This window comes from Proteiniborus sp. (assembly GCF_040308045.1).
GTDB lineage: Bacteria > Bacillota > Clostridia > Tissierellales > Proteiniboraceae > Proteiniborus.
In genome coordinates this window covers 21,187-36,809 of sequence record NZ_JAWRHZ010000036.1, presented here as the reverse complement: position 1 = coordinate 36,809, position 15,623 = coordinate 21,187, and the positions used below count along the sequence as shown (strand labels likewise).

20 protein-coding genes are annotated in these 15,623 nt (G+C 32.8%); 3 read left to right on the top strand and 17 right to left on the bottom strand.

Annotated elements, in window-relative coordinates; translation table 11 throughout:
* Positions 1–378 precede the first annotated feature (378 nt).
* The 12 genes from ABV008_RS06775 to ABV008_RS06720 form a co-directional block, all read right to left on the bottom strand.
* Entirely contained in the window at positions 379–855 is a 477-nt protein-coding gene (locus tag ABV008_RS06775) for an ASCH domain-containing protein (RefSeq protein WP_352419059.1), read from the bottom strand.
* 331 nt (positions 856–1,186) lie between these two features.
* Positions 1,187–1,942: a Nif3-like dinuclear metal center hexameric protein gene (locus ABV008_RS06770; RefSeq protein ID WP_352419058.1), complete on the bottom strand. Its 756-nt coding sequence runs from the start codon at positions 1,940–1,942 to the stop codon at positions 1,187–1,189.
* Between the two features lie 71 nt (positions 1,943–2,013).
* Positions 2,014–2,520 (bottom strand): GyrI-like domain-containing protein, encoded by a 507-nt coding sequence (locus tag ABV008_RS06765; RefSeq protein WP_352419057.1) that lies wholly within the window; start codon positions 2,518–2,520, stop codon positions 2,014–2,016.
* A 44-nt stretch (positions 2,521–2,564) separates the two neighbouring features.
* A complete protein-coding gene (locus ABV008_RS06760; protein WP_352419056.1) occupies positions 2,565–3,227 on the bottom strand; it encodes an HD domain-containing protein in 663 nt (220 codons plus the stop codon).
* Between the two features lie 122 nt (positions 3,228–3,349).
* The gene (locus ABV008_RS06755; RefSeq protein WP_352419055.1) at positions 3,350–3,802 is read right to left on the bottom strand and encodes a GNAT family N-acetyltransferase; all 453 of its coding nucleotides are present in this window, start codon (positions 3,800–3,802) and stop codon (positions 3,350–3,352) included.
* Between the two features lie 19 nt (positions 3,803–3,821).
* The gene (locus ABV008_RS06750) at positions 3,822–4,016 is read right to left on the bottom strand and encodes a DUF4177 domain-containing protein (protein WP_352419054.1); all 195 of its coding nucleotides are present in this window, start codon (positions 4,014–4,016) and stop codon (positions 3,822–3,824) included.
* A gap of 83 nt (positions 4,017–4,099) precedes the next feature.
* Positions 4,100–4,663: a GNAT family N-acetyltransferase gene (locus tag ABV008_RS06745; RefSeq protein WP_352419053.1), complete on the bottom strand. Its 564-nt coding sequence runs from the start codon at positions 4,661–4,663 to the stop codon at positions 4,100–4,102.
* An 82-nt stretch (positions 4,664–4,745) separates the two neighbouring features.
* Positions 4,746–4,946: a hypothetical protein gene (locus tag ABV008_RS06740; RefSeq protein WP_352419052.1), complete on the bottom strand. Its 201-nt coding sequence runs from the start codon at positions 4,944–4,946 to the stop codon at positions 4,746–4,748.
* 54 nt (positions 4,947–5,000) lie between these two features.
* Complete coding sequence (locus tag ABV008_RS06735; RefSeq protein WP_352419051.1) at positions 5,001–5,531, bottom strand: flavodoxin domain-containing protein; 531 nt, start codon at positions 5,529–5,531, stop codon at positions 5,001–5,003.
* A gap of 293 nt (positions 5,532–5,824) precedes the next feature.
* A complete protein-coding gene (locus tag ABV008_RS06730) occupies positions 5,825–7,753 on the bottom strand; it encodes a 4Fe-4S dicluster domain-containing protein (protein ID WP_352419050.1) in 1,929 nt (642 codons plus the stop codon).
* A 1-nt stretch (position 7,754) separates the two neighbouring features.
* Positions 7,755–9,791 (bottom strand): formate dehydrogenase subunit alpha, encoded by a 2,037-nt coding sequence (gene fdhF, locus ABV008_RS06725; RefSeq protein ID WP_352419049.1) that lies wholly within the window; start codon positions 9,789–9,791, stop codon positions 7,755–7,757.
* 186 nt (positions 9,792–9,977) lie between these two features.
* Entirely contained in the window at positions 9,978–11,168 is a 1,191-nt protein-coding gene (locus ABV008_RS06720; protein WP_352419048.1) for an SDR family NAD(P)-dependent oxidoreductase, read from the bottom strand.
* A gap of 361 nt (positions 11,169–11,529) precedes the next feature.
* On the opposite strand from ABV008_RS06720, the gene ABV008_RS06715 reads away from it, so the two are divergent.
* The gene (locus ABV008_RS06715; RefSeq protein WP_352419047.1) at positions 11,530–11,724 is read left to right on the top strand and encodes a hypothetical protein; all 195 of its coding nucleotides are present in this window, start codon (positions 11,530–11,532) and stop codon (positions 11,722–11,724) included.
* A gap of 248 nt (positions 11,725–11,972) precedes the next feature.
* On the opposite strand, the gene ABV008_RS06710 is transcribed toward ABV008_RS06715, so the two are convergent.
* The 3 genes from ABV008_RS06710 to ABV008_RS06700 form a co-directional block, all read right to left on the bottom strand.
* The gene (locus ABV008_RS06710) at positions 11,973–12,491 is read right to left on the bottom strand and encodes a hypothetical protein (protein WP_352419046.1); all 519 of its coding nucleotides are present in this window, start codon (positions 12,489–12,491) and stop codon (positions 11,973–11,975) included.
* 311 nt (positions 12,492–12,802) lie between these two features.
* A complete protein-coding gene (locus ABV008_RS06705; protein WP_352419045.1) occupies positions 12,803–13,162 on the bottom strand; it encodes an SdpI family protein in 360 nt (119 codons plus the stop codon).
* Between the two features lie 94 nt (positions 13,163–13,256).
* On the bottom strand, positions 13,257–13,796 hold the full coding sequence (locus tag ABV008_RS06700; RefSeq protein WP_352419044.1) for an AAA family ATPase: 540 nt from the start codon (positions 13,794–13,796) through the stop codon (positions 13,257–13,259).
* Between the two features lie 283 nt (positions 13,797–14,079).
* Here ABV008_RS06700 and ABV008_RS06695 point away from each other — a divergent pair, with 283 nt between their 5' ends.
* Together ABV008_RS06695 and ABV008_RS06690 are read left to right on the top strand one after the other, a co-directional pair.
* Positions 14,080–14,307: a hypothetical protein gene (locus ABV008_RS06695; protein WP_352419043.1), complete on the top strand. Its 228-nt coding sequence runs from the start codon at positions 14,080–14,082 to the stop codon at positions 14,305–14,307.
* A gap of 6 nt (positions 14,308–14,313) precedes the next feature.
* Complete coding sequence (locus ABV008_RS06690; RefSeq protein ID WP_352419042.1) at positions 14,314–14,916, top strand: hypothetical protein; 603 nt, start codon at positions 14,314–14,316, stop codon at positions 14,914–14,916.
* Positions 14,917–15,348: 432 nt separating this feature from the next.
* Here ABV008_RS06690 and ABV008_RS06685 read toward each other — a convergent pair whose 3' ends face one another.
* Positions 15,349–15,486 (bottom strand): site-specific integrase, encoded by a 138-nt coding sequence (locus tag ABV008_RS06685; protein ID WP_352419126.1) that lies wholly within the window; start codon positions 15,484–15,486, stop codon positions 15,349–15,351.
* On the bottom strand, positions 15,446–15,622 hold the full coding sequence (locus ABV008_RS06680; protein ID WP_352419041.1) for a tyrosine-type recombinase/integrase: 177 nt from the start codon (positions 15,620–15,622) through the stop codon (positions 15,446–15,448). The genes ABV008_RS06685 and ABV008_RS06680 overlap by 41 nt, the downstream gene beginning before the upstream one ends.
* Between the last annotated feature and the right edge of the window lies 1 nt (position 15,623).

Sequence of the window (15,623 nt, the reverse complement as noted above, 5' to 3'; positions counted from 1 at the left end):
AACAAAATTCTGATTTCTCATTATATTACCTCCAAATTTTATTTGATAAAGTGCTGCCAAATACTATTCCACATATTGCACATTCTATGAAAACTTCAATGTAATTTATCATACTCTATATAATTTGTATTTATATTGATAACTTCCCAATTTTAGATACTATTTTATTATAAATTGTCTTCATATGGGACTCATCTGAATATATGTCTATGTAATTAATAGGTATCCACTTAACAGCACTATTCTCGTCGGGCTTAATAATAAGCTTTTCATTCTCATCAGCTTGGGCTAGATATACCGCTCTATTTTTTCAGACCTAATACAACCAATTTTATGTAATGTGGTATATCCTCTATAAATTGATTTTACCTATAAAGCCTATGCTTGATATACTACTTCAAAATCTTCAAAAATCACTGGCATATCATTTTTAAACTCATATCCAAGTTGTTTTCCCTCTTCTTTGAAGAATTTAATATGTCCTACACGCCATGATTCTAATGTATCATCTTCGCCCTCACGCTTACAAATATCATACGTAATATCTGAAAATGGAATGATTGTTACCGCAGTTGTTTCAATAACACATCGTGGCACACCTTCCCAATCAGTGACAATACTTAAATCGCCAACCTCAGGTACACGTTCCCCTTCAATTTCATAACTCCATAAACTACTTGCTGTAGCTTTCTTTTGCCCAATTAACACCAAGCGCAACAATTCATTGGCCCATTTTTCAGTTAATTCAAAATGAAATATGCTTAAATACTTTGTCGTTTCACATCTACCTGTTTTTATCAAGAACTCTTTCCAAAATATATCAACCTTCTCTTCTGAATATTTTTCGTTTTCCACTATTGTTACCTCCCTTGGGTCCTACATCAGTTATTCCGTTATGTATACTTGCAACTATGGCTAAATATTCGATATATAACATGACAACAAACATGATTGAGCTTAATTAAAATAATACTTATTTTATTCAATTACTCCATACTTTCGTTTCCAAGGTAAACATCTGTTTTTTCATTGTTAAAAAGACGAATTACTTGAAAACGAAGTTTTGACGGGTATAGGGGTGCCTGGCATTATATAAAAAATATCACCATTATCATTAATTTTTGATGCTAACATTTTCCCGTCTTTTATAATAAAAGCCTTTGCAGAATTGCAAATTTTTCTTTCCTTATTGTGCTTCAAGATGTTCTTCCATTAGTCTAATAATTTCTATATCGTTATATTTTTCTTTAACTTTTTTCGCAAGACTTTCTATGCCAAATATTTCTGTAAAAGTATGACTGCCTATTATCAAGTTCATTCCTATGAATTTAGCGTATTCTATGGTGTATAGAACTTTTTCACCCGTTATGTAGACATCGCAATTTTTCTCAGCTGCCACTCTAAGGTCTGTAGTAAAGCCTCCACCCCCGCAAACTAATCCTATCCTTTTTATGGTTTCATCTTTAAATTTCCATGCTTTTACTGGCTCCTCTAACAATGTCTCTAGTTTCTGAACTAAATCTTCAAATGTTATCTCTACATTAGTCTCTGTTATACGTCCGCAATGGAATCCATCCTCTAAGTGGGTTTTTTCAATAATTTGTAGACCTAATTTTTCAACTAAAGAATTATTTGTTCCGAAATCACAGTCATCTAATGGGAGATGGTTGAAGTAATGTGAAATATTATTTTCTAATAGCTTTTCTCTGCATGCATCTTTAAGTCCATATATAAAATCCCAAGCATCATGATGTGTTATCATCAAATCAACCTTGTTTTTTCTTGCTTCTTCAATGGTATCTAGTGTTAAATTTGTACAGTATCCGATTTTCTTTATTTCCTCTGTCCCTCTTACTGTAATTCCACTTTCTTCATGAAAGCAGTCATTATCTTTAGTGTCAAATAAACTCAATATAAACTCTTCTATTTCACTTAATCTCATATCTATATCCACCTGTTCTTATTTTTTCAAGTCAAAGCTCTTCATTAAATAGATTAACGTTGCTTCACTTATCAATCTTTCAGATATACACAATAATCTAAAATCACTTTTCCATTCTCATCTGGTGTTGTAAAACGTGGACAATTATAGCGTTCTATAAACCAAGTATCTTCTGCGAACTGCCATCCTTCCTCTTTTATTCTTGACATACACATATCATGTGGTTCTTGCCCATAGATTTCTCCATTATCCTCGCATCCATATATCCAGCAAGTGCCAATATCACCTGAAGGGATATCAACGTATGTAAAACCATCTGGAACCGGTGTCTGTTCTGAGAAAAACATTCCGATCCAATATTCAAACTCATCTGTACATCTCATGCAGCCTAAATAAGCACCTTCATTTTCAGGTAAACTCTCAAGTTCTTCAAGGATATTGAAATATCCTTTTTCATGCCATTCGCACCACTTGCTGCTAAAACCGCCCATTTCATCTCTGTCCTTATTTGTGTATCGTTTTCCTATAAGCCTTAAGGACGGAAAGCTTTCCTTATAAACCTTAATAATCTCTACCATTAAAATTCCCCCTCTCATTGACTTAGGTAACTTTATATTAGTTATTACTTTCCCCCATCCCACTCATCATAGAATTGCTGTAAATAAAGTTCCATAAATTTATGTCGTTCTTCTGCTATTTTTTTGCCTGTTTCTGTATTCATCAAATCTTTTAAAAGTAATAACTTTTCATAAAAATGATTTATACTGTGACTCTCATTATTTTTGTATCGTTCAAATGTCTCATGTAATTCTGGTTTGATGTCTGGATTATAAATCACCCTTTCTTTATAACCACCGTATGCAAATGTTCGAGCGATTCCAATAGCTCCAATAGCATCTAATCTATCTGCATCTTGAACAATTTTCCCTTCTATAGTCTCCATTGGTGATTTCACCTTGGCACCTTTGAAGGAAACATTTCTAACTATGTGTTCAACCTGTTTTATTGTATTCTCATCTATACTTAAGCTTTCAAGCCACTCTCTTGCGACTCTTGGTCCCACTTCTGTATCACCACCATGAAATTTAAAGTCTGCTATATCATGTAATAGTGCACCTAAGCTTACTATAAACTCATCTGCTTCTTCGCTGGCTACAATATTCAAAGCATTTTTATATACTCTATATACATGCCACCAATCGTGTCCTGAACCTTCTCCTTCTAGCTTTTGTCTAACAAACTGAATAGTTTTATCAATGATTTGCTGTTTGTAATCTGTATCCATCTTTAGTGTCCTCCTCAATTTGATGTAATAAAATATAATTATTAGAATTACGTTCTTGTAACATTATAAATCGTGGTGCCTTACTAGAATAAAGGATTAATTGTATAAAATTGCAAGAGATATTATAATTCAACAGCATATATACGAGAACTCTCGCCCCATGGATGATAGCCTGTACCAATATACTTAAATCCATACTTTTCATAATACCCGATATGATCTGTGCAAAGGTATAAACGAGAAAAACCTCCCATTTTTGCATCTAATTTTGCCTGTTTTAAAAGAATAGAACCATAATCATTTCCCCTGTATTCTTCCTCAATATATAGTGCACAAACCCAGGGATATAAATCCATACGGCTGATAAAATCATTTGTTATAAGACCAGCACAACCAATTATTTTATCATTGTCATACAATAGATACCATTGGGGTAATGGACTAGTAGTCGTTATACAGTTTGTTATACAGTCATCATAGACATTCATACTATTTGGAGATGCCCATTTACTTTGAAAGTACTTAATTGCCCTATCTTTATATTCAGGAGATTTTCTTATAGATATAACTTTCATTTGTTTCACCTCGATAATGTTATTTCCTTCTTTTGAACACTGCTATTGCTTCTCTACTATACCCTTGAGCTGCATTTGAAGTAAAACAAGAAACTAGCTCCCATCCTTGCTCTCCAAGCTTATTCAATTCGTAGTCAAAGTCCTCTGTTTCCAATATACCTCCACTAAAACCCTTAAGCTTAATCTTGATTGTTTTATGTTCCCATCTATCCATTTTTTTCTTCCCCCTTAATTAAATTCACATATATTTATTGTAAGTTTAATCTAATTATAAATCGGTTTGATAATGCTTTCGCATTATTGAACCCAATCTATAACTCTCTTGCCTAGATATATATCTGGCTTTCCCAATCCGTTTGCATCTGGCATAACACCAATAATTTTAAATCCTAATTTCATATAAAATTCATATGGATGTCCCTTTAAATTCTTTATATCTCTAATTCTATCTAACAAATTATCGTATAGATCAATATTAGACAATGATGTCATATTATTTTCATCATCGCTGCCTACCTGAATAGTTATTCCACCTCTTTCTCTTACCTGTTCTTCTAGGTCATTAACTAGTAGTCTTCCTATTCCTTTTTTTCTATGATTAATATCAACTACTAATGGGTGCAACTCCCATACATTTCCGTTATATTGGCTTATTCCACCAGCCCACCCTAAAACGTTATCATTTTCATCTACAGCAATCCTACATATTCTATCTGTATTCAAACATTCATCAACTTCTTCTAGTGCGGCTTCTAAATCAGGCCATGCATGTGGCCAGTTCCCTTTAAATCCCTCTACTAAAAGCTGAGCTGATTGCAGAATATATTTTCCATCTTCTTTTTGCATTGTTTTAATTTGCATAGATACACCTCCATTGTCCAATACAAAACTCTCATTTCATTATTGCTACTATGTTTCATTAAATTAAACCAAAAAAATTTACTTAGATTATAATAAATTTTTTATCATTATATCTCCAGTCATAATTTCCACTAACTGTGAATTGCATTTTTTCTGCTACAATATCAATATGAGTAGTATATTCACCGATTGTAGGACCTAATACAGCAAAAATTATTAGGAATGTTAAAGATAAAACTACAATAACAAAATGTAATGTCAATGCTTTAAAGTTATTTTTCATATCTACTTATCTCAGCTAGTATTCACTTAAATAGTGAATACTAAGGACAAGCATTTATTTTACTCTTACGTACTCTACAATTTGTTTAATATATTCCTTATCTGTCCAGTCTTTTTCAGAGCCAATCGCTTGCATTAATGCGGTTTCCCATGGTTCATAGGTACTTGGATCTTTCTTAGCAACAGCTTTTTTTAACAGATTACACAGTGTTCGATCTTTCCAAGACATATTTTTTTCATTCCATGCACCTCTACAATAAAAGCAAGGAATATGTGAGAACTCTCCCTTAAAATTATTTTCTTTTAAAATAGTCATTGCTTTTTCATCATATGGAGATGCTCCTACTGCGAACACAATAATCTTTTTGTTTCTTAGTCTTTCATAATGTTTTTTCAGAAAAGAAAACCCGGCAATTCCAGTGGCATATATCCCACCACCCAAAATAACTACATCATATTTTTCTATCTGCTCAACTGTGGCTTTTTTTGTTTCAATTAAATCACATGATAGTTCTTCCCCTAACCATTCTGCGTATTTCTTTGTTGCTCCATATTTAGATTGATAAACCACAACTATTCTACTCATTATTTCTCACTCTCTTTCATAAAAAATTTATCAACTGCTTAATAAACCTAATTCACTAATCAAACATTCCTGACATCACTTGTTATAATAAATCTCATTTCCATTAATATTACCTCCCGAATTCTGTATCGGATATAAAAATAATTCATCGTATGTATTTATTGTAAACTTAATCCCAAAAGTTGTCTATGAACTTAATGCTAAAATAAGGAGTTTTTATTTTGAGTTAAGTAAATCAACAAAAAACCCCATCTAGAAGGATTATTCCTACTAAATGGAGTTCAAAAATTTTTCTAAAATTCTGGTGGTAATGTTAGCATTTCTTCGTAGTTAAATACTGGTCCATCTACACACATATATTTACTTCCTACTTTACAGTGTCCACATTTTCCTATACCACATCTCATGTGTGTTTCTAGTGATGTTAAGATATTTTCACCACTTAAGCCAAGTTCTAAAAGGTCACTTGATACGGACTTTATTCTGTTTGGTGAAGCACATATTATTGCAGTAGAATTATCCCAGTCAAAGTCTAAGTCTTTAATTAAATCATTCATATATCCAACATAAGCATCAACTTCATCAGTTGATTTAGCTAGAGCGTAAAGTACTTTAACTCCATCTATCTTGCTCCACTCTATTAAGTCATCTCTATATATTAGATTTTCGTAGGATCTTGAACTTGCTATGATAACTACTTTTCCATAGTCTCCCCTATTTTCAGTTACTCTCTCAATAGTAGTACGAACTGGCGCTAATCCAACTCCACTACCTACTATTAGAATATCTCTTCCTTTAAGCTCATCTACAGGAAAGCCCTTACCAAATGGTCCCCTCAATCCTACCTTATCTCCAACTTTCATATCATGAAGAACAGTTGTTACTTTACCCGCTTTCTTAATATAAAATTCTAGATAATCCTTTTTAAAGTCACCTGAAGGAATAGATATAGCTATCTCTCCTACACCAAATACAGTTATCTTAAAGAATTGTCCTGTATATTTTAAGCTTTCGTGTAAAGACTTGTCCTCATACTGAACAACAAATCTTTTTATATCACTTGTTTCTTGGATAATGTCTTTAATAATAGCTACCTTAGGTGTGTAAACATATGAGCAGTCATCGTTACACTCATGTTGTTCTGGCACTACCTTAGTACTTTCTTTTGCTTTTTGGTCTAGCTCCTGAATTATCTTGTCATCATATTTTTTCCCTAGCTTCTCCATTATTTCAACTATATCTATAAATACTGGACAAGCATCTATACATCTACCACAGCCTACACAGCCTTTAAACCCATATCTTTCATCAATGTATTTCATCTTATCAAAAATTCTATATCTAACTCTAGAAACTTCATCTCTTGGGTTATGTCCTCCTGCATTTCTTGTAAATGAATCCGCTTGACAAGAATCCCAGTATCTAACTCTAGAGCCTGTTCCATCTCCATTATCCTCATCTACTACATTGAAACAGGTACATGTTGGACAAACATTAGTACAACCAGTACATCCCATACATGTCTTAGATAGCTCTTTCCATATTTCATCATCAAAGCTTTCTTCCAACACTTGTTTAGCATCTAGGATTCTTAGTTTCTTAGAAAATCTACCTAAAGCTAATTTGTATGCTTCTTTCTTTTTATTTGAAATCTCCTCGTGTGTAGGCATAAAAAGATGAGCAGCTATGGCTATCAGCTCTTCTCCCTTCCTTGTTCCTATCTCAACCAGATATGAATCGTCAGTAGGAGTAAACAATAAATCATAACCTTTTGTAGCAAATGGCCCTGTTCCTGTTGAATTACAGAAACAGTTGCTACCAGGGTTTGTACAATTTAGTGCTATGAAATAAGCTTTTTCTCTCTTTACTGCATAGATATTATCCTTATATCTTTCATAAAAGAACTGATCTAGATAGTTAATACTATTGGTGTCGCATGGTCTTATTCCAAAATAAACTCTTTCTTTGAACTCTTCACCATTTATATGAGAAAGTTCTATACTGTCGCCTTTCTTTTCCCATTTGAAAAGCTCTTCCTTTTGTCCAAAAAGATATTTCTTTACAGGAAGTGCAAAGTTAACATATTCCATAGTAAAATCATTGCTATCCATATATGGAAGAAGATCTACTACTCCATTATGCTTCATAGGAGCATATACATCGAAAGCTTCCTTCCAACTATCTAAAGCCTCTATTAAATGTGATTTTTTTAATAGATACATTTTATTTTGCCACCTCTATTCTAACTGAACAAACCTTAAATTCTGGTATCTGTGCTATTGGGTCTAAGTTTCTATTAGTTAACTTATTTACAGGAGATTCGCCAAAGTGTATAGGCATGAATACTACTCCTGGATTAATCTTATCTGTAAGTTTTGCATCTACAACTATTGAACCCCTTCTTGAAGTAACTCTTACTCTTGAATTATCTCTAATTCCAAGTTCTTTAGCATCAGTAGGATTTATTTCGATAAACCCCCTTGGCTGTTCTCTGTCCAGAGCCCAAGATCTTCTAGTCATAGTTCCTGTATGATAATGATGTTGAGTTCTACCTGTAGTCATTATAAATGGGTAGTCATCGCATATTACTTCTCCAGAACTTCTATACTCATTTGCAACAAATTTACCTTTGCCTCTAGAGAAGTTTTCTCTATGCAGATATTTTGTTCCAGGATGATTTGTATCTGTACATGGCCATTGAATACCTTCACTATCAATTCTTTCGTATGTTATTCCTTCGTAAATAGGAACTACCTTTCTAATCTCTTCCATAATATCTGAAGGTGAGTTGTATTCTAAATCAAAGCCCATAGCTTTAATAATTCCTGATAATATTTCCCAATCAGGTTTACTGCCTCCTACTGGTTCTATAACTTTTCTTACTCTTTGAACTCTTCTTTCTGTATTTGTAAAAGTACCGTCCTTTTCCATAAAACTTGAAGCAGGTAAAACTACATTAGCCATTTTTGCAGTCTCAGTCATAAATATATCTTGAACTACTAAGAAATCTAGATTTTCTAGGGCTTTCCTTACATGATTTGTATCTGAGTCTGATAACAATGGATTTTCTCCAATTATATATATTGATTTTATTTTATCCTCTATTGCAGCATCAAAAATCTGGGTAACTGTCAGACCTTTTTTTCTTGCAAAATCGCTTCCCCATGCCTCTTCAAATCTCTTTATAGCCTTTTCATCATTAGGTTTTTGATATCCAGGTAATGAATCTGTTAAGGCTCCCATATCGCAAGCTCCTTGAACGTTGTTTTGTCCTCTTAGAGGATTTAAGCCTGATGATGGTTTACCTATTTGTCCTGCTAGCATAGTTAGATTAGCAAGAGCAGAAACATTCATACTCCCTGTAATATGCTGTGTAATACCCATGGTATAGAGGATTGCTGCATTTTTACCTGATGCATATGTCCTTGCAATCTCTCTAATAGTCTCCGCAGCTATCCCTGTGATTTCAGCAGCCCATTCTGGTGTATATTCTGCGACTGATTCTCTTAATTCTTCGTATCCTTCTGTTCTCTCTTCTATAAATTTCTTATTCTCTAAGCCTTCTGAAATAATTACATTCATTATACTGTTAATGAAAGCAAGATTTGTACCAGGTTTAATTTCTGCAAATATAGATGAGAACTCTACTAAAGGTATTCTTCTAGGGTCTGCTACAATCAATTTTGCTCCGTTCTTCTTTACAGCCTCTATTATTCTCATTCCAATTACAGGGTGTTGTTCTGTAGTGTTTGAGCCTATTACAAATATTACGTCCGAGTTTGATATTTCCTCTATTGAGTTAGTCATGGCTCCGCTCCCAAATTGTGCAGCTAAACTAGCTACAGTAGGGCTATGTCAGAGGCGGGCACAATGGTCAATATTATTTGTTTTTATAACACTTCTTGCAAGCTTTGTAGCTAAATAGTTTTCTTCATTTGTACATCTAGCTGATGATAGTATACCTATTGCGTCAGAGCCATAATTATTAATTGTATTCTTAAAAGACTGTGCAATATGTTTAAACGCTTCTTCCCACGTTGCTTCTTTAAAAGTTCCGTCCTGCTGTTTAATTAAAGGCTGCTTTAATCTATCACTATGATGAACAAAGCTATACCCATGCCAGCCTTTAACGCAAAGTTTTCCTTGGCTTACTGGATGATCATGCTTAGGAGTTATTCCTACTATTTCATTATTTTCCACATTTACATAATAATTACAGCCGCAGCCGCAATATCCACATGTAGTTAATACATTATTCATTCTTAGAAGCCTCCTTTAATTTTTCTAACAATTAATTATAACATGTTAGTTCACAATATTAAAGGCGGTTTTTGTTAACAAACATTTTCTTCTAAAAAAGTTTTAATGAAAGATTGATTTATCTAATTTGCATAGTTTGAATAATATGAGCAAACTACCAAAAGGACTTATGCTTTTTTGACTAGATTAGATTCTTTCAGAAATAAGATTTAAGTCTGCAATCCACTGTTTTAAAGTATTCGAATGCTTTTCCAATATAGCTGGTTCTTTTTCAAATCCTTGTAGCAATTTGTATTGCCGTGTATAATATTCCCTTAGCTTTTCAAAATCACCAGAATATGTACTTAAAATTTGATAATTCTCATTTTCAAGCTCTACTTCTAAGTTTTTCATATTAATTAAAAATTGTTCAGCTGAAACACCTACCGTCTTTTTAAAATCCCTAAGTACCCATTGCCTTTCAAATATATTTCTTGCTATCCATCCATCATATTGTTCTTTGTATATCTTAATAATTTTTTTAACTAGTGGAATAATTTTTTCGTATTCTGTTTTCTTTTTACCATCTTGTTCCGTTTTATTTTCTAATAGTCCCAATTTCAATAAAACTTGAATAGAACCTATTTCTTGTCCATTATACTTATCAGCTAATAAAACAGATAAAGCAAATCCACATCCTGCTTCCTCAACGCCTAAAATATGGCCTTCATTCATCTCATAAAATTCTTCTGTTGTCATTCCTATCATATTTGAAACTACTTTGATACCTTTCATAGCAGTCTCTGTTTTTACAAGTCCCGGTCCAATCGAAAAAGTATTAACGTTTGTTTTTTCTAATTCTCCAGATAAAGTATTGCAAAGTTCAACTTGAGCGATTTTAAACACTTCGTATGCCCCCATATAAGGAGCTGCCCCTGATGAAGGAACAAAAACAATAGTACCAGTATTTCTTCTCTTCATACCAGGAAGAAATAGCTGAGTTAATAACAGCGGTGCTCTAAAATTAACCATATAGCTTTTATCCCACATTTGTAGTGGTACTTCTTCTACAGCACCCATTGCAGTTATAGTAGCATTATGAAAAATCACATCAGGACAACCGTATTCTCTATTTATATAATCATACATAGACATAATTTGCTTATCATCTGCTAAATCAATTTTATAAAAATCTGCTAAGTGACCACTAAAGGTATTGTTAAGATATCGTTCTGCATATTCACCTTTCTCGTTATCAATTTCAGCAATAATTACTTTTGACCCCATATAAACAAATGCTTTAGCAGCTTCAAAGCCAATTCCACCACCTGCACCTGTTAACAAAATTACTTTCCCGCTAAGTGCATTTTTCAATGACTTGTCTTTTTCTATCAACATTTCAAGTATCCCCCACAATTTTCTTTAACAGTCTACATTATGACTTATTAGAATATTGTGTTTCTGCTACTACTCTTTTAAATCCTAATTCATTACTAGAGAAACTAGTCCAATAAATAGATTATCATCTTTTTTCTAATTACCCAATATAAATAGTCATTGTTTTCATCACACATATCATAAAACTTAATTCTATATATATCTTCCTCAACAATTCCACCAAGAAATTGTCTTACTCTCTCATCTGTGTAAAGTAGCTTTACTTCTTAAAAACTCTATCCAACAGTCTAATGCTTATGCTTTAGATGAGTTTATTAAATTACTCACTTGCATACTTGGATCAACGTATCTTAGAAAGGCTTTGTATCAAACTACATGTGCTGGAATTTATAGAAGGCCTAGTGGATATGCTAATACTGTATTAAGAGCTTATTATGATAAAAAAATAGCTAAAGGGAAGCCTTCTAGAGTAGCTATTATTGATACCTCAAATAAACCATTAAAAATTATCTATGGTATCCTAAAAAGCGGTAAACCTTTTGATTTAAACTATTAATAATTAGTATAGATTATTACCTTGCAGCAGCATTTTTAAAACCTATCTTACAGTAGGTTTGTTTGCTATACCTATTTTTACTATATTCTACATTTTCCCAAAAAAACCTTGACAACTATTAGCTGGTTTATAGGAAGTGATGACGCCTTTTACCACAATAATTTTATAGTTAATATAAATAGTAATTTGACGCAAAAGTCCATTCCATACATTTTATTCAATATACTAAAACTTATATTATTCGTTTGTTAGTCTAGATCATGGGAATATACTATATCAAAACTACTTTCATTTACAACAGATAGTTCTAATCTAACAATTTTCCCACTAAATTGAATAAATCTTTTTGACATTTCTCCAATAACAGTCCCTAAATCCTCTGTTTCACTGTAAAAAAGTGATATATGAGGTAACCACAGTCCACTATCGGCTCTTGTCCACATATTGCAATAAGAATCAAATTCTTGATGATACTCCTCATAATATTCTAGCAATTTTCCTGAAGTAGAAGGTATGCAAGCTATACAATTAGTTGTCAAAAATCCTAACGCTGAACAGTTGATATCGAACGACTTTTTCCCCTCTGAAAATTTCTTAGTATACCTCAAGATTTTATCTACATCAACATCGATAAAACTTGCAAATGTAATATGCCCATAAATAGGATTATATTCAATATCAAATACTTCTAAAGCTTTTCTAATTTCATCTAGTTTTTGATTAGTTTTTTCATCTAGTACCCAAATAGCACATACTTCTTTGCCCATTTGTTCCTCCTCTCTTTATATAAAATCCTTCTATCACAAAATCATATAATTTTATACCATCTTACTTTCTATTAAACTGACCACGAAAAACTGCCCCGATATCATCATTTCCTATAACGTTCCCGTATTTGCGACGTCCCTGAGCTGGACCTCAAAGATAGACCCCATAGTGGAGCTTTGCTCCCAGCGAAGGGATGTGGTGCACATCGCCCAAAAAACTTGCCCGAGTGCACCCTTGCGCAAATACCTTGTTAGATGATGCGGCAACGTCTTTTCATCAATGATCTCTAACATAATATAAAGAATGCGTACTATCTCAAATCTCCATTCCTATCAAATTTTTTTCGAAGTGCCATTTCGGTTGGTATCAATGATAAAATCATTATTGCTAAGCCAATATAGTTAATCCATATGGATACAACTTCATAGTTATCTTTAAATAAAAACATTACAATTATAGAAATTACTAACCAAATAACTCCAACCCATCTCCAGACCTTAGCATTATGCATATGAGCAAACTTCCATGTTTCGTTATTTTTCATAGACATTGAAGTCCTATATCCATATGCCCAATTTATGCTTTTAGGCGGATGACTTTTCCATAAGACTCCAAATATAATCATCATAACTGGAATTAAAGAATTCATAACTAAAAGAAATATAAACATTCAAATCACTTCCTTCTTTTCACATGCATGAAATTACTGATACGACTTATTTTATAAATTATGTGTATTAAGTTTACTATAGATTATGCTTATACTATTCATTTGTCTGCATTGCTAAATATTTCTTCACAATCAATTCTGCATTTTTGGAAATGTCCTTAGTTCCGTCTACTCGCAAAACTGGGCAAGACAACTCTGTCACCCATTGTTCAATCCTTGACAGAGAACGTGAGGCTACGAAATCAGCAAATTTTTTGTGTTGCTCATACATATCGCCACCTTTGCGGATGCGTTCTCCGTATTTCTCATACTCTCTTTGCTCTACGCGTTTAATACGCAGTTCAATCGGTGCTGAGATAAATACAGCGAGTTCGTACAACTGTGGAATAGTGTCGCCAAAGTCTCCAGTGACTGCTGAGATGACAAAAGAGTGATGTTTCTTTATGTCAGAAAGCATTAAATTCAAACAGTCTTCATGCGAGCGTTCTACCGTGTATGGAATTTCTGATTTTTCAAAGTGATAATCCTCTATGTCCATATGCTTAAATTTCAAAATGTTAGCCAACTCACGTCCAATCGTAGTCTTACCGCTTCCGTTTGCTCCGAATATGATTATACCGTGTGGATTACTCATTTTTAGACCTCCTGGAGGAACTTTGCTCCCGGTGAAGGGATGTGGTGCTCACCACCCTAGGATTGTTCACCCGTGCACCTTTACGCAAATACATTGTTACCCGAAGTCCCGCTTTATGAATTGTTGTGAGCTTAAACAATAGCACTTTATAAATTATAGCATATTTTGGTAGGATATACAGTAAAATGTATGACATTATTAATGAAAGCTAATAATAAGAATAATATTAAGTTGGTAAAAAGTTGTAATATAGTTGATTTTTGTGGACAAGGGGTGATATAATATGGACAAGAATGGTAACAAACAAGGGGTTAAAAGGGAGGATACTAATATGGATGCTGTGTTAAGCTTGGATCAATACAAGATTAATTCAAGTACCAAGACTAGTAAAAAAGAAAAGAAATGTGATATATCTAAGTTTTTCAATGATAATATTGATGATATTATTGAATTAGAATTAAATACTTCTGGATTAGATGAATTCTTAGATAAATTCTCTAAGAAGGAGTGATAGAAATTGTTACCAAGATTAATAAAGCACGAAGATATTTTTAGGGGAAAAATTTATTCTGTTGCGTTACCATTCACTAATGGAAGACCTTTGAACTTTGTTGTTGAAGATGATACTCATAAAGGTTTATACAAAATTATTAAAAAAGATGATGGTTTTGAAGGTAAGGTGGATAAAGAAACAGGAATTAGAAAATCAGAACAATTAAAAATTGTTACAGGAATAAAACTAAGACCTTGTATAGTTATACAAAAAGATGAATATAATCATAACCCTAAATACCCACTAGTCGCTATACTTCCGATTGCTACGCTATCAGATAAACAAAAAGAGAGACCTCTGTTTCAGAGAATGGTATCACATAACGATGTTGATAGTTTTTATTATTTAGGAAATGATTGCTACATAACAATAAATGATCCTCAACGAGTTTTTAAAAATGTATTATTTGAGATTGATTATAAACTTAATTACAATGAGTCAGATGTTGACATGCAAGAAATAATGAAAAAATTTGCAAAGTGCTTTGAAATAAAGAGAATTGTTGAATGTGATACATGTAAGCATAATTGCGAAAATTGTGAATACAAAAAGGTAGTTAATGCATAATAAAAACACCCAGTAGGGTGTTTTTATTATGTGCCTACGGAGTGAAAATGTGAAGCAATTTAACCTTTTTCAAATTTCAGCTTTCTTCCTTTTCTTTATACTACAAAAACTTTCCCTACATGGTAAAGGTATAGGGCAAGAATTCGTATGGGTGGGATTTTGGGTAACTTATAAATCTCCGACGCAGTGTCGGTAATCCTGCTATATTGTTAAGTTTTACGACATCATGACACTATGTCGGTAATCTGTCTTGTTCGGCATATAAAGTAACACTAGTATTATACTATTTATATTTCCTATTTTGCTTAGCTATTTATCATTCTTTATTTTATCTAATAAACTTTTTATCTTACTAATTGATGATTAGGTTACATGAGTTGCAAATGAATGCCTTAGGCAGTGTACACTAACATCCCTATTGATTTTGGCTTTTCAGCAAGCATTTTGGAATATTCTTTGTACAGTTCTCTCTGTAATGAAACTCTCTCCATTTGCACCAGGAAATATCCATTCTTCTGGTCGCTCTTCACTATAATACTTTCTTAATATTTGGAGCGCAAACTCTGACAATATATATCATCATTCTTTTACTATCGATATCCTTAGCTTTAAGCCTTACGACCTCACTTACTCTTAGTCCTGATGAATATATAAGATATAAAATAGCTTTATGCTTTGTATTTGAATGGTCATTTAATATTTTCAAT

Bases quoted from the DNA above. Each gene is read 5' to 3' on its own strand.
- ABV008_RS06700 (WP_352419044.1), bottom strand. From the start codon at position 13,796: ATGAGTAATCCACACGGTATAATCATATTCGGAGCAAACGGAAGCGGT.
- ABV008_RS06760 (WP_352419056.1), bottom strand. From the start codon at position 3,227: ATGGATACAGATTACAAACAGCAAATCATTGATAAAACTATTCAGTTT.
- ABV008_RS06745 (WP_352419053.1), bottom strand. From the start codon at position 4,663: ATGCAAATTAAAACAATGCAAAAAGAAGATGGAAAATATATTCTGCAA.
- ABV008_RS06705 (WP_352419045.1), bottom strand. From the start codon at position 13,162: ATGTTTATATTTCTTTTAGTTATGAATTCTTTAATTCCAGTTATGATG.
- ABV008_RS06735 (WP_352419051.1), bottom strand. From the start codon at position 5,531: ATGAGTAGAATAGTTGTGGTTTATCAATCTAAATATGGAGCAACAAAG.
- ABV008_RS06765 (WP_352419057.1), bottom strand. From the start codon at position 2,520: ATGGTAGAGATTATTAAGGTTTATAAGGAAAGCTTTCCGTCCTTAAGG.
- ABV008_RS06720 (WP_352419048.1), bottom strand. From the start codon at position 11,168: ATGTTGATAGAAAAAGACAAGTCATTGAAAAATGCACTTAGCGGGAAA.
- ABV008_RS06695 (WP_352419043.1), top strand. From the start codon at position 14,080: ATGGACAAGAATGGTAACAAACAAGGGGTTAAAAGGGAGGATACTAAT.
- ABV008_RS06770 (WP_352419058.1), bottom strand. From the start codon at position 1,942: ATGAGATTAAGTGAAATAGAAGAGTTTATATTGAGTTTATTTGACACT.
- ABV008_RS06730 (WP_352419050.1), bottom strand. From the start codon at position 7,753: ATGTATCTATTAAAAAAATCACATTTAATAGAGGCTTTAGATAGTTGG.
- ABV008_RS06750 (WP_352419054.1), bottom strand. From the start codon at position 4,016: ATGGATAGATGGGAACATAAAACAATCAAGATTAAGCTTAAGGGTTTT.
- ABV008_RS06710 (WP_352419046.1), bottom strand. From the start codon at position 12,491: ATGGGCAAAGAAGTATGTGCTATTTGGGTACTAGATGAAAAAACTAAT.
- ABV008_RS06740 (WP_352419052.1), bottom strand. From the start codon at position 4,946: ATGAAAAATAACTTTAAAGCATTGACATTACATTTTGTTATTGTAGTT.
- ABV008_RS06755 (WP_352419055.1), bottom strand. From the start codon at position 3,802: ATGAAAGTTATATCTATAAGAAAATCTCCTGAATATAAAGATAGGGCA.